The sequence below is a fragment of the Microcoleus sp. ARI1-B5 genome (assembly GCF_036705795.1).
Lineage (GTDB): Bacteria > Cyanobacteriota > Cyanobacteriia > Cyanobacteriales > Microcoleaceae > Microcoleus.
Window position 1 is genome coordinate 151,661 of sequence record NZ_JAUBVK010000011.1, and the last position, 14,052, is coordinate 165,712.

Consider the following 14,052-nt stretch of genomic DNA (forward strand, 5'->3'; position numbering starts at 1 on the left):
TTTTGAGGGTACAATCGCACTCTCATCTCTATTTGTATAAACTTCCGAGCCGCAATAAACTTACCCACTCTCATCATTATTACACTTCCCAGTGAAAATCAGTTAACCGATCTACTCAAAAAACGTTTAAAAGCAGCTCACCTTTCCTGCATCATCCAAACCAGAAAGCCCAAGATTTGCTCAACCGGAGGTAGTGGATAATCTGTAAGGTCAATGGACGCGCATTGCTCTTCTAGTTTAAGAAACCGCCAAACTGTACCGCTAGTTACCGTTCCGTAAATCGTCGATATCGGCTGTTGCTTTTGTTTGTTAAAGCGTTGAGCTGCAACCATTTCTGCAAGGCATTGCCCAAGAGCCGGTTTAAGGTCTTCTTTCTTGGCTTCTACCAATATAACCGCAGGGGCTTTGATAAATAGTTGCTCCGGGGAACGACTCAGGAGAAAGTCAACATAGCCTGTAAGTTCAGCCTCCGGTTCTACATTGAATTCTTCGCCTGAAAAAACGCTAATCTGTCCTTGAAGTTGGCGTTTTACTTCCAGTAAGACAGGATTGATGATACCCTCAGAACGAGCTTTTTCGCTACTCACCGCGATCGCCCACGGAATTGTTTCTTTGAGAGTATCCTGTAGTAAAAGACTAGGAGTCACTGGGAGGATTTCTGGTAAAAAACGCGATCCTTCAATGATTGTGAGATGAAAATCTTCTACAGCTTTGCTGAGAGTGAATTTACTGTAAGGCATAAGTTTATTATTCTTAATTGGGTACTATAACACTTCTGGGTTAAATGAGGTACATCTAGTAATTGGTAAAGTGTACTGTACTAATTATATAGCCCGTCTAAATAAGTTGTGAAAAAAACAAGTTTTAAACGAACCGCTTCTGCGGTGCGTTAGCGAAGCGGCGCGTTAGCGCTAGCACGCGAAGGTCGGAAAGAGAAGAGAGTTTCACGACTCCTGCAAGACTTATTATAGTGCCTCACGAGGCGGGGCAAGAGCGCAGTGAGCCAGAGACCTACCGTTTCCCTAGTTCCGGAACCCAAACCCATAATTGCTACCAAAATCAGTCCGACTCCCAGTTTTTTTATTAATTTCCTCTCTCGTTCTTTTTCCTACCTATCGGTAGTAAGAGAGAAAAAATTCATTCTTAGAGTGACCAATGCCTCCCAATTATATCAACCTTCTTTCCCAACTAATAGCCAGACATGATTTTCACCAAAATAACTTCCCAGAAGCAAGCCATTTGCAGCCAACTGCAACAGCCGATTTGTGTGATTTTTTAGGCGAAGAGGTTATTTATCAGACAATCGCGACTGCTACAACTCCTAAGCTCTACAAAATTCCTCAAGACTTGCCGCCTTCAATAATTTCTGCTTTGCACCGCCAAGGCATTCAACAGCTTTATTCGCACCAAATTAAAACACTCAAAGCCGTGCGCCAGGGCAAAGATGTCATCCTCAGCACAGCAACAGCTTCTGGCAAATCTTTAAGCGCGTACTTGCCTATTTTAGAGGGCATTTTCCAACATCAATTTACTGCACTCTCTATTTATGGCTTGAAAGCTTTAACAGCCGACCAAAGTCAAAAACTTGCCGATTTGCTCCAACTGATTCCTGAGCCTGCGCGCCCGCGCCTTGCCCTTTTAACTGGAGATACTCCTCCCAAAACCCGAGAACAATTATTAGCTGCAAATCCTAGCATAATCAGCGCAACACCAGAGTTAATTCACTATGCGCTGAAAGGCGTTCATTGGAGTCAGCCTTGGCAGCACTTTTTAAGTCGCCTCCGCTATATTGTCCTAGATGAAGCTCACACTTTTAACGGAGTTTACGGAGCTAACATGGCTAGCTTAATTCGCCGCTTAAAATTGGCAGTAGACGAGCGCGGAGGTTGTTCTCAAAAACTGCAATTCCTGATATTGAGTGCTACCGTTGGCAATCCCGTTCAATTAGCGAAGTTACTGTCTGGTAGAAGTCGAAAGCGAAATATCAATAAATCAGAGCGGTTAGTTTGGATTAACTCTAGCGGAGCTGCTGTCCCAGAACGGCAATTAATTGTTACTAAACCGACTCATGATGCTAATTCCGATGTGGCTCGCATTATTATGTTTTTGTTGCAGCAAGGGCAAAGCGGAATTTGCTTCGGTAACGGCAGACAAGCAATAAAAAACTTGTGGGCAACTTTTAAGCAAGAAGCAGTAACTCAAACTAACTCTGGAATTGAGTCGCAAGTAGCAATTTTCTACGGCAGTTTAACGAGCGAGCGCCGCATGGGAATTATTAACTCTTTGCAGTCAGGAACAGTTAAGTGTATCCTCAGCACCAGCGCTCTCGAAGCGGGAATTGATTTGCCTCAACTTGACTTTGCTATTATTAGGGGATGGCCGGGAAGCTTGCAAGCTTTCAGGCAGAGGGCTGGCCGGGCCGGTCGGACTAAATCCGGTTTAATTGTCTTCATTCCCATTGCACAATCATCTTTGGATAACTATTTTGCCGCTCGCCCTGAATTGTTGCTGTCGGCAGAATCTGAATTAGTGAGCTTTAATGCCAATTATCCCATAGATATTGCCAAACATTTGATGTGCGCGGCTGTCGAAACAGGCATTCCTGCCAATAAGCTCAAGCACTACTTTGGCAAGAGCGCTCCTCAAATTGCAACGGCTTTAATTGACCAAGGTGTTCTTCACAAAAGTCGGGATAAATTATGGGCTAAGGGCTTTCCCCATAAAGATGTAAACTTTCGAGGGGGAACGGGTGCTAGCACGATACAACTGGTGGATGCGGAGACTCAAGAAGAGATTGAACTCCTCAGTGCGGAGATTGCTTATCGAGAGGTATTTCCTGGTGCTATTTACCGCACGCAAAACTCAGACGGCTGTTTGGTGACTTATACTTCGCGCTCGCTCTTGAATGGCAAAGCTATTTTGCAAAACACCCCTGAAACTCGACTGTTTACTGTAGCGATTAGCCACACTGATACCAGCCTCAAGCAGAATTTGAGTTTGCCTCAACAAATCCCGTTGGTTATTCCAGAAGTTGAAGGAAATGTTCAAACTAATTCAACGGATAGTAATGCAATTCCAGCTCAAGCTATTCTGGAACTGGCTTGGGGGGAAATTAGCCAACTCGTCACTGGTTATCAATTATTGACTCGCAATTACGAGTTAACTTGTCTCAATAGAAAGTGCGTCAATTACAGAGAGCCTTTATCAAAATGTACTGCCTGTCCTGTTTGTGGCAAGAGAACTCGCTCTGCTGAGCTAACATCGGTTATTAATGAGGTAAACTTTGAGCAACCTTACGAAATCAAATTTGCGACTCCTGTACTGCAAATTAGTTTGAATTCCCCGGTTGAATGTTACCTGCAACAGGTAGTAACAGCTACTCGCCAGGAATTGCTTCAATCTCAACAGGAGATGGAGCCCGGATATCAGCAGTTGTGGGAGTACCCCGCGAATTTGTTGGCTATTCACAGTTTCGGCCATCAAATTTTAGCAGCTTTACCTCTGACTATTTTGGCTTCAGCTAATGATGTGAATTTTCTGGTAGAGAAGAGAGGTGCAAATGACTATGCAGGACTCTTTTACGATTTAGCAGAAGGGGGTTCGGGCACCTCGGAAGCTATTTTTCGTTCTCTCCCTCAATTAGCTCATGCGGCTGCTGAGTTAGCCCGCAGTTGTTCTTGCAGTTCTGGCTGTCCTAAATGTTTGATTCAGTCGGGATGCCCTGATGGCAATAAAGCTTTACTTAAGCAGGTGGGGCTGCTGCTGTGCGAAGCATTTTCTACTCCTTAAATATCAAAAAATGGGTGGAATAGACGGCTGAAAAAGGGGAATAGGGAGAGAGAAATAGGGAAAATGGGAGTGGGAATAGAGTGTAGCCTTTTTCAAACAAAAAAGCTACACTCTATTCCCGAATTTTTTTTACTGTTTTTATTACAATACTTCGGACAGTTTTTTAACGGCTCTGTAAGCCGAGGGCGAGGAAGCCCTGCCATTTTTAACGCATTTTCTGAAACTTAGGGCTGGACTTAAACCTTCAAAAAATAGTCCAGTATATAGCCAGTAAGGGTTTCGGACACTCGACTATATCTAAAACTGTCCGAAGTATTGTTATTAAACAAGACGCTGCTTGCATCAACATAGAATTGTGCGAACCGCTACTGCGGTTTTTAGAGGTGCATTTTTCCGACTTGTACTCATGAAAAACAGGCTTGTCTTGCCAATCATTGACTCCCAAACTAGAGAGTCAACGCTGTTACATTTCAGAAATCAACCCTATAAACCTAAGAAAAAGCAAGCTTTAATCCCCAACCTCAAACGTGATTTAAAGCCGGGCTGGCTTTTAACAATTCTCGCACAAATAGACCGATGTTTATGGGGAAGGTGGGATTATTGGGTTTTGTGTCAAGCTGTCCCCAGTCATGCCTGGATGCGGTGGAAGATGGAACCAATGCTAGCCATTCTGGAGAACAGGGAACCCGAAAACTTACCCAAATTTGTAATTGAGGAAACTTTGCCAGCAGAACCGATTCCCCAAATTGAATGGCAGCATTCTCCTACCGCAGAAGCCATGCTAGATAACACTCTCAATTGCATTCCTCAACATGGAGAATGGAAAACTTGGTCAGCTTGGGACTATTTGGAGTTTTTCTTGGACTGGGTTTTGTTCGCATTCGGACATCCAGCTTACAAGATTTTACCCAAAGAACCCGCCGGCTGTGAAGGTGCATCAATGCGTCTTTATCAGATGTTTGACCTGTCAATTCTCATGCTGTATCCTGAAGATTATATGGGCAGACTGCTACCCCAAATTTGCGGAAAGACTGCTCAAAAAAGTTCAGGGTTTTATCCGACACCCTTAGCTTTGTGTCAGTTCATATCTAAGTTATTGACACTCCCCACGGCTAGAAGCCGGGGGATTCTTGCTTCAACGGGATTCCAATGAATTTACCCTCAGCAAACATCTTGACCGTATGACCTACGGCTGCAAGTCCTCTAATTAGAACTACTTGGGCTGCTGCAACGTCTCTGTCGGTTGCATAACCACAACTTGAGCAACTATGAGTACGTTCTGATAGTTCTTTTTTGGCTGTTTCTGTACCGCAATTTGGACAAATTTGGCTAGTTTTTTTGGCATCTACTTTCTGGAAATACACCCCGCGTTTTAAGCAAGTTTGCTCCAAAATATTGAAGAATTGACCAAAACCAGCATCTAAACAGTGCTTGCCCAGCATTCCTCTAGACAGCCCAATCAGATTTAAGTCTTCTACAAACACCATCCCTGCATCATTGCAAATTTGGTGTGATAGCTTGCGATGCCAGTCTTTTCGGCAATTGGCTACGTACTCGTGCAGTAAAGCAACTTTTTTCTGAGCCTTCTTCCAATTGTTCGAGCCTATGCGTTTTCTACTGACACTCTGTTGCAGCAATTTAAGCTTGCGTTCTGCATCAACGAAAAACCTCGGACGTTTGGTTAAAAGCCCGTCTGAAGTTGCAATAAAATTAGTTAATCCGACATCAATTCCTATTGGATGGCCGTGAGGAATTAGATCGGGAACCGACACATCCCACTGCAAGGTTAACATTGCATACCAGCCAGACACACGTTTTACTATACGCACTTGCTTTAGTGTTGCGCTGTCAGGTATTTCACGACTTTGACGAAACTTGACCCAGCCAATTTTAGGTAATTTGACAGCACTGTTTTTGATTGGTTCTACTCCCCTCTGAGGGAATACAAACGACCGCATTGTCCCAACTTTCTTAAAGCGGGGGAATCCGTGTTTTTGCTCCCACATACTAACAAATGCCCGTTCAAGGCGTTTTAAAGTTTGTTGCAGCACGTGTACTTGAACTGCATTTAAGGCAGATATTGCTGCTCTAGCTTGGGTCAACCCCTTACATTGACTGGCATAAGTAGGTCTAGGTTTGTCGGCTGGGATGATGTATTCAGAACGAAGAGAGCAAGCGTTAATTTGACAGCTACGAGACTTAAACCAATCTTTGCGCTCTGTTAGTGCGTAATTGTAGACGCGACGACATTGCTCTAGCCAATCTTCAAAGATTGCCACTTGTTTTACTGTTGGTTTAAGTTTAAATTCGTAGGTGAAATTGAACATTTGCTTTATTTCCTTGCTCTATTATACTCTCTTTGAGCTACCAATTTGGCGCTTTTTCAAGAAATATTCAAGGCGGTTTCAACCGCTACCGACTTATCCCCATGTCTAAAGCCAGGGGCTTGCGTCTCGTTTTTTGGTCAGTGGTGATAAGACAGAGCGAATTTCCACCTTCAATGAACCCGCTTGCGGTACGGGAGCTTTAATGTTAGCACAGTCAAATTACTGTTTGAGCGGTGTCGGTCAAGATGTAGATCGTACTCTATTAAAATGCGCTTTGTTCCAATTTTATCAGAAAATTGGGTTTAAAACCCCTTCTTTAGTGGCCGGCTTTAATTCAAGTAAGTCGGTAAAGCTTGAAATCATTGAAATATTAAGGATTGCGACCATTCAAGAATCAAGTAGGTTTTTAGTTTAGAATAAAGCCAGTTTACAAGCAATAAGAGGTGACTCAATCTTGCTAACCAACTACGTTTACAAGCTACGTCCAAATCAAGCGCAAGATTTAAAAATGTCGAACTGGGTAGATATGTTACGAAGTCACTACAATTGGTGTCTCAATGACAGAATCACTCAGTATAACCAACAGTTCATCCAAGGAAATTACTGCGATATTAGAACTCAAAGCGAAGTTTCCCCATTAACCTGCTTCGTCAGTAAAAATGGTGCAACAGGAAATCCTTGGAAAGACTCAAAAACCGATTTTGAAGGTAAGGCCAAGAACCCTCGTCGCAGTGCTGGCAACATTCAAATCACAGCTTTGCCAGATTTAAAAACAGCTAGACCTTGGTACAACAGCATAGACTCAACTGTTTTACAACAGAACGTAAAACGTTTAGATACTGCTTACAAAAACTTCTTTGAAGGTAGAGGATTTCCTAAATTCAAAAACCGTAGTAACTTTACCTCTTTTACTTTTGTAATGGGTATAAAAGTAAAAGGCAATAAAATCTATTTACCAAAACTAGGGTGGATGCGGTTTTACAACTCGCGTTCAATCCCTGATGGTTTTATTATCAAGGCTTGTGCTGTCAGGAAACGTCAAAATGGTTGGTATGTGTCTATCCGAATAGAGGATAAGTCTGTTCCCGATTACATGGCAAAATCTCTCAAGGATGTTGTCAAAGTAATTGGATGCGATTTAGGAATTACCAAGCTAGTTCATCTATCTGATGGATATCAAATTGAAAACCCTAAATTTTCAACATCCAAAAAAGCTAAACGCACCCTCAAAATTAGACAGAGAAGAGTGAGCCGCAAAGTTAAAGGGAGCAAAAATCGCAAGAAAGCAGCTAAAAAAGTAGGGCTGTTACATCAAAAAATAAGCGATAAGCGTCAAGCTTACCAGTGGGAAACAGCCAACAAAATAGTATCTAGAAAAATTGATGCCATTGCATTGGAAGACTTGAATATATCTGCGATGAAGGGTCGCTGTCGGGTGAAAATCGCTGAAAATACGGGAAGATTTCTGAAAAATGGGCAATCAAGAAAAAAAGGTTTGAACCGTTCTATTTCTGATGCAGGTTGGGGTGAATTGAGTTCAAAGATTGAGTATCTAGCTGCGAAGCAAGGAAAGATCGTAATCAAAGTCAATCCTAAACACTCAAGCCAAGAATGCAGAAATTGTGGCAATATTGACAAGTCCAACAGAGAGGGAGAAAAGTTCATCTGTGTGGAATGTGGCTATCACGAACACGCGGACATCGGCGCTGCAAAAACTATTAGAGATAGAGCTTTAAAAATGGTACGCGGGGACTCCGCGAAACCTGGTGTAATGCGCCTAAACGCCCAAAAGATATTACCACGCTCAAAAAGCAAATGTGGTGAGTTTGGGAACCCTAGCAATAGGGATATTAAGACCGAAATGTCTTAAGAATCCCCGTGCCTTCAGGTCGGGGAGTGTCAAATGTTTTCACCTTGGTTGGCTGTTCCGATTTGGTGGTTGGGTCAAACTGATTTGCTCTTTGGCAATACTTTAAGTAGCGATCGACCTCAATCAATGAACGCTGCTTGCTGGTATAGTAACTAATCAAGCAAAATATAGTCTAATATATACGGATACACCTAAAACGGTTTAATCTGCATGAAACTATCAGACTATGCGGAACAACTCGGAATTTCTTATCAGACAGTATGGCGACACTTCAAATCTGGCAAAATCCCATACCCCACTCGCTTGCCTCCCCTCTGGTAGTGTAATCGTTGACTCCCCTCCAAATCTACCGCTTCTAATGAAAGGAAAAGCCACTATTTACGCGCGTGTCTCAAGTGCTGAAAACAAAGATAATCTAGAGCGTCAAGCGGAAAGACTGACGAATAATGTCATACCAAGTAGAGCAACATCAAATCAAAAAAAGCAATAAGTGGTTTGACTACTGCGAAGTAGTCTGCTTTGCTTCCAAAAACCTATTCAATACCGCCCAATACTCAAATCGTCAAAGTTTTATTTACGGACACGGTGCGATTACACAGGCGGCAATGGATAAGCTCTTTAATTCTGACTTGAATTACAAGTCTTTGCCCGCAAAGGTTAGCCAACTTGTCTTGAAGCAGGTTGCCGATAGTTGGCAGTCCTATTTCAAGGCTTTGTCTGCTTGGAAAATCGATTCTTCCAAGTTCACCGGAAAACCCAAGATGCCTGGTTATATCGACTCTGATGGAAGAAACTTAATTAAGTTCAACGGTCAGGCAATCAGTAAGACCTCGTTTAAAAAGGGCTTTATTTCACCTTCAATGTCGCCAATTAAAGTCCCTGTAAAGCCGGGATTGAAGCTAAGCGATATTGTTGAAGTGCGACTTGTGCCTAAAGTAGGCTGCTACATTTTAGAAGTTGTCTATGACGATGGCATAGAAAATGAAAGACTCAATCATGTCGGCTTGTCGGCTGCTATTGATATCGGCATTGATAATCTAGCTACGATTGTTTTTTCAGATCCGACCATTCAACCCCTGGCTGTCAATGGAAAGCCGTTGAAATCTGAGAACCAATGGTTCAACAAAGAAGTTGCTAGGTTGCGCTCTAATATTGGTTTTGGGACTTCCCATAGGATTCAAAATATCATCAGAAATCGCAATAACTTCGTGCATTCTTACCTGCACCAGGCTATTGCTAAAATCGTCAAAGAGCTTGATAGCATTGGAGTAACAGAAGTTGCTATAGGCAAGAATTCCCAATGGAAAACTAATGTCAATATGGGTCCTCGTAACAATCAACAGTTTGTGCAAATCCCCCATGCTAAGTTCATTTTAATGTTGACTTCAAAGCTTGAAAAACTCGGCATTACCGTAAAGGAAGGTGAAGAATCTTACACGAGTAAGACTTCATTTTTGGATTGGGATATCATCCCAACTTGGCATCCTGGTAAAGTCAATCAACAAAGTTTCTCTGGCAAGCGAATTGCCACAAAAAAATACCGATCAGCTAATGGGACGGTAATTCATGCCGATGTAAACGGTGCGTTCAATATCGGTCGAAAAGTAATTCCCAACTCGTTTGATTCTCTGAAATTGCTCGTAGGGCGGAATAGTGGTTGTGTGGTAGCACATCCCAGACGGATTAATATTCCGTTCAAAATGACTAAACTGAAAGATATGAGCGGGTCTGCCCATATCTGACTATTGGTTTGGTAACTATAATGAGTGGTTTGAGCCAGTCAATTCTCAGGCTAAAAATCATACCGATCGCCCAGACGAACGTAAAATAAATTCTGGAGACAGCTCAGAAGTTATTGACTTGAACGAGAAGACATCAATTCACTCAAATCCAGTAGTTCAAGAAGTTGTTAAGGGCAAACGCCGATCCAGAAAGATGACGACATCGCCTCACCAATTTACGCTGTTTAATTTGGACGATTTTTAGTGCAATAGCTACCTATCGAACGATTGTTCCGGTGCAGGTGAAGAGTTGAGTAAATCTGATTAAATGTTTTTCTCATTGTCAGAGATTGATGTATAGCGGTTCTTGGTCAAGCGAGATAGAGCCGGGAAGCTCAAAAGCTTGATAATCAAGGGATTCAGCATACCTCACTAGGGTTAGAAAGGCTATACTTGCGAATCACACAAAAAACAATGGCACGCTTGCATATCCTCAATTGACTGCTGTTGTTTCTGGTTTCTGAGCTACATCAGCACCACTATTGGTTTGACTTTGAACCGATTTTGGAATCAAAATATGATTCTCACTTGTGGCCGCGGGCGTAATGTTATGAGTAGGCTGGACTTCTGAAGCAAAACTGATTGTAGAAACTGCTGCTTTGAGGACTTGTACAGCCCAATCTGCAGCAGCCAGCCCTTGAGTTTTAGCCGCATCTTGCATCTGGGCTTGCAGGTGTATCGGGAGCTGTAGAGTTAAGGTAAAAGTATCTCGTTGGGCTCGTTTTGCCTTTTTGACTAACTCTGGCTCGATCCATCGATCGAGCCACAATTTACATTTAGATCCTCGTTCGTTACCATCCTTCTCAATAAAGCTTAGTTTGCCTAGCTTTTGACAATAAAAACTGTGAGGGTCGTCTTGAACAGGCTCAAAACTGCAATGATAGCAATTCCAGCAGCTTCGGCATTGAGTTTCTGTCTGACTGGATGTTGCTCCCAATCCCTCAGCATTCTCTTGAGTGGCTGCTGAAATCTCACGGTTTGACGATGGATGATTGGCCCAAAGAGTTCGTTGGTTTTTGGAACTGTTCTCGTTGTTAGACTTATTCCTCGAAATTTTTTTCTGGTGTTCTTCAACAACTCGGGCAACGTGAAAAGCCGTAAGTTTGCCGTTCGGAGCAGTAGAAACGGCTTGATCCCAAGCCCTAGGCTGCTCTTGGGAGGGTAGTGCTGTTAGAGGTCGAACTTGGCGCTCATTGGCGGGAAGGATTTGTGCGCCATGGCGCACATTTTCATAGACGGTTGCCGCCTCAATCAATTGGTAGGCCGAGCGACGAGACATTTCCCACCGATTAGTGCAATAGTCTTCAAAAGTCGAGAAATCTTGTCGGTAGAGGCGCCGATCCCGGATCTGGCGCAAAGCTTGCCCTATTTCCCAGAAAGCTTTCAAGCTCCGTTCGACTGTAGCTTCCAAGCTGCTTAATTCTAATGCTTCAGCATCAGTGAGCGTACTGCTGTGGGCAGACAAATCTTTAGCGTCGGCTTTGTTTAGGTGGCAGTCCTGTGCAACTCTCGCAGTGAGTTCAGCGCTGCGAACAACAGAGAAGTTATGTGCATCAGAACCGCGAACTGTGTTGGAGGATGACATTGATGTTCCGTCCGTCTTGCGCGGTGCAAGATTAAGTATTGCATAATGCAAGGGTAGTTGCGTAATCGATTAAGGCTTTGATTGCTCAAATTTTGTAGAAAGGGCGTAAAATAGCGAAAAAGTATCGGCTTCAACGCAGCAGAAAGTAAAATAGTGTACGGTAAAAGCGTTAGTTGACATCCTCCGGGTGCGTTCGCGCGCGGGGATTCCCAAGACCACTCTTTGGGCTTCCTCTTTCCACTACTCGGCTTACACTCGGAGGAGTCTCCTCAGCCAAACTCTTGTCGGTGTCTCGCAAGGGCGTTAGTTCCCGTGTGCCCCAGGACTTTAAACCTAAATTTTCGGTAAGCAATTGTGACTGTTAGCTCTGTATCTTCTCTTATACTCGATCGCCAAAAGCGGCTGACTCAGTTGATCGAGCTGCTGCTGAAAGAAGGCTGGACTCAAAGCGCTTTAGCGTCCGCTATCGGAGTAGATTTTTCAACCGTATATCGGTGGTTAAAAGGGAAAACGATACCCGAATCCGATTCTAAGAACTTTCGGCAACTGGCAAAGTTAAGCGGTGGCAGTACCAAGACTCTGCAACTTTATTTGGATGGAGAAATATCCCTATCAGTTTATCAACGCGGTTTGGATGAGGTGGCGATCGGTCAAGTGAGTGGCAGCAAGAGGATAGGCTCTGAAAAAATTAAAAAAGAAGTTTTAGCAAAGATTTATTCCCTCGATCCAGATGATATTGCCGATATCATTTCTTCATCAGTAGCATTTTTAGCCAAACTTGTATAATTAGGTAACAAGCAGCCTACACCCTCACGGTTTTCGGTTGAGAAGCCGGAAAAGTCAGCGTCTCATTCTCCATTCCCCCCCTGACTTCTGGCGATCGCCGCTATTGCTCAGTCTTTTATGCTCTGAGCAATGTACCTCCTTACTCTATCCGACCTCAATCAAACTATTCATACTAGCCCACTACAAGAGCCACCTCTTGTTCCTTCCTATCTGCAAGAACGCTTGCAACTGCTTGTCAAGCAAATTTTAATGGGATTACCTGTCGAGCCAATTCTCAACAGTCACCCCCAGTTCCAGCAGTGGGTTTTCCAGCTCCAAGAACTAGCGCCATCACTGTTTTTACCGCAGCGAAAACTGTTTGTTGACATTCCAATTCAAACAAAACTAGACCGAACAAAAAGGGGATTGACAGAAGAAAATTCTTCCCCTTCTCCTCCATTTAAAGTGATACAAGTCCGTGCAAATGTGGGTCTTGTCAAAGGGACGCCCAAACTATTTGAGTGGGCGATTCGCCATCCTGTACTGACTTGGCAAGACCGAGTTAAGTTATGGGTAGCTGCCGAATTCTTCGAGATCGAGCCTCACAAGCTACAACTGATTATTTTGGCACTGCACCCGACTCAACCAGCAAAAAAAGTTCAGTTTGCCTGGGATAGCAAACAACACCGAAAAACTCAAAATTGGCTTTTGACTACCATTGAACGAGAGACAGAACAAACAGTTTTCAAACTCAACGGTTATCTAACACCTCAACCGAAGGAAGTAGCAACAGCAATCAATTTGGATGAAATCAATTTGGATGAAGTCAATTTGGATGAAATCAATTTGGATGAAGTCAACGAAGTGTCGATCTAATCTGTTCAGATTGTATGACTCTCCTGAAATTGTGGTGAAAACGGTAGTGTGAGCCTCTCGCGCGGGCTTTCCGCCCCGCATCACGAGAATTTTTATTATCGCCTAAAACTCAGGAAAACGGACTTTATTGCCATCCTCCTATCGAGAGACATCCACTCTATTCCAGACGAAATAGCCCAAAAATTAATACTTTTCTTCTTTCGATAGGAGGATGACACTCTTTAATGTCAGGAAAAATAAGATAGAATGGATAAAATGTAGTAGGAATCTTAGCCGTGACTGCAACTACCGCCACCCAACCAAAAACAAACCAACTAAAAACCATCCTAATAGTTGAAGATGACCCGATGATGCAGCTCGGTCTAAAGCATATCCTCAATCAGCAACCCCATTTAACAGTAGTCGCACAAGCTGTTAACGGTAACGAAGCCGTCAGTGCCGCACTGCAACACCAACCAGACATCGTGCTGATGGACATTGACTTGCCCGGAATCGACGGTATTGCAGCCGCGCAGCAAATCAGAGCCGCCCTGCTACATACTCGTATCTTGATGCTCACCCACCACAGCAATCGAACTCAGGTAATGGCGGCTTTGTCCAGCGGCGCTCACGGCTACTGCGTTAAAGGCACTAACGCAGAACAACTTCTACTAGCGATTGCGACTGTGCAAGAAGGTGGCAGTTACCTGGACGCTAAGATTGCCGACTGCGTGCTGCAAAATCTCAAAACGCCACTGCCCGATAACTATGCGAATGACGACATCAAGCTGACTGAACGGGAAATGCAAGTTTTGCAGCAGCTAGTTGAGGGTAAAAGCAATAAACAAATCGCCGCTCAACTAGGAATGAGCGTCCACACCGCCAAAGGTCATGTAGAGATGATTATAGCTAAATTTGAAGCGAGCGATCGCACCCATGCAGCCGTTAAAGCACTGCGCTTGGGCTTGGTTTAACCGCTACGATTAGAAAAATAATGTGACTGCAATTTTGGCGATCGAGCTTTGTTACAGTGGATACTTTGCGACAGTAGATACTTTTTCTCCCAGTTTGTCGCTTTAA

Annotated in this window: 11 protein-coding genes; 8 read left to right on the forward strand and 3 right to left on the reverse strand. The window is 43.5% G+C overall.

All coding sequences use genetic code 11. The annotated features are described in order from the left end of the window. Positions 1 to 137: 137 nt before the first annotated feature. Positions 138 to 740, reverse strand: a complete 603-nt coding sequence (locus tag QUB63_RS18120) for a hypothetical protein (protein WP_332946656.1) — start codon at positions 738 to 740, stop codon at positions 138 to 140. A gap of 415 nt (positions 741 to 1,155) precedes the next feature. Between QUB63_RS18120 and QUB63_RS18125 the strand changes: the two genes are divergently transcribed. Together QUB63_RS18125 and QUB63_RS18130 are read left to right on the forward strand one after the other, a co-directional pair. Next, positions 1,156 to 3,789, forward strand: coding sequence for a DEAD/DEAH box helicase (locus tag QUB63_RS18125; protein WP_332946657.1), 2,634 nt, complete (start codon positions 1,156 to 1,158; stop codon positions 3,787 to 3,789). 406 nt (positions 3,790 to 4,195) lie between these two features. Further along, positions 4,196 to 4,942, forward strand: a complete 747-nt coding sequence (locus tag QUB63_RS18130) for an SAM-dependent DNA methyltransferase (RefSeq protein WP_332946658.1) — start codon at positions 4,196 to 4,198, stop codon at positions 4,940 to 4,942. Here the strand turns inward: QUB63_RS18130 and QUB63_RS18135 are convergent. Further along, complete coding sequence (locus tag QUB63_RS18135) at positions 4,902 to 6,116, reverse strand: RNA-guided endonuclease InsQ/TnpB family protein (protein ID WP_332946659.1); 1,215 nt, start codon at positions 6,114 to 6,116, stop codon at positions 4,902 to 4,904. The two genes, QUB63_RS18130 and QUB63_RS18135, sit on opposite strands and share 41 nt — an antisense overlap. Positions 6,117 to 6,570: 454 nt before the next feature. On the opposite strand from QUB63_RS18135, the gene QUB63_RS18140 reads away from it, so the two are divergent. From QUB63_RS18140 to QUB63_RS18155, 3 genes are all read left to right on the forward strand, one after another. Continuing rightward, positions 6,571 to 7,986, forward strand: a complete 1,416-nt coding sequence (locus tag QUB63_RS18140; RefSeq protein WP_332946660.1) for an RNA-guided endonuclease InsQ/TnpB family protein — start codon at positions 6,571 to 6,573, stop codon at positions 7,984 to 7,986. 33 nt (positions 7,987 to 8,019) lie between these two features. Beyond that, positions 8,020 to 8,142 (forward strand): hypothetical protein, encoded by a 123-nt coding sequence (locus QUB63_RS18145; protein WP_332946661.1) that lies wholly within the window; start codon positions 8,020 to 8,022, stop codon positions 8,140 to 8,142. A gap of 290 nt (positions 8,143 to 8,432) precedes the next feature. Beyond that, the gene (locus tag QUB63_RS18155; RefSeq protein WP_332946662.1) at positions 8,433 to 9,728 is read left to right on the forward strand and encodes an RNA-guided endonuclease InsQ/TnpB family protein; all 1,296 of its coding nucleotides are present in this window, start codon (positions 8,433 to 8,435) and stop codon (positions 9,726 to 9,728) included. Between the two features lie 472 nt (positions 9,729 to 10,200). Here the strand turns inward: QUB63_RS18155 and QUB63_RS18160 are convergent, their stop codons facing one another. Beyond that, positions 10,201 to 11,352 (reverse strand): hypothetical protein, encoded by a 1,152-nt coding sequence (locus QUB63_RS18160; protein ID WP_332946663.1) that lies wholly within the window; start codon positions 11,350 to 11,352, stop codon positions 10,201 to 10,203. Between the two features lie 354 nt (positions 11,353 to 11,706). Here QUB63_RS18160 and QUB63_RS18165 point away from each other — a divergent pair, with 354 nt between their 5' ends. From QUB63_RS18165 to QUB63_RS18175, 3 genes are all read left to right on the forward strand, one after another. Further along, on the forward strand, positions 11,707 to 12,138 hold the full coding sequence (locus QUB63_RS18165) for a helix-turn-helix domain-containing protein (protein ID WP_193975537.1): 432 nt from the start codon (positions 11,707 to 11,709) through the stop codon (positions 12,136 to 12,138). A gap of 129 nt (positions 12,139 to 12,267) precedes the next feature. Further along, the gene (locus tag QUB63_RS18170) at positions 12,268 to 12,993 is read left to right on the forward strand and encodes a hypothetical protein (protein WP_332946664.1); all 726 of its coding nucleotides are present in this window, start codon (positions 12,268 to 12,270) and stop codon (positions 12,991 to 12,993) included. A gap of 275 nt (positions 12,994 to 13,268) precedes the next feature. Continuing rightward, positions 13,269 to 13,946 (forward strand): response regulator transcription factor, encoded by a 678-nt coding sequence (locus tag QUB63_RS18175; RefSeq protein WP_332946665.1) that lies wholly within the window; start codon positions 13,269 to 13,271, stop codon positions 13,944 to 13,946. Positions 13,947 to 14,052: the final 106 nt, after the last annotated feature.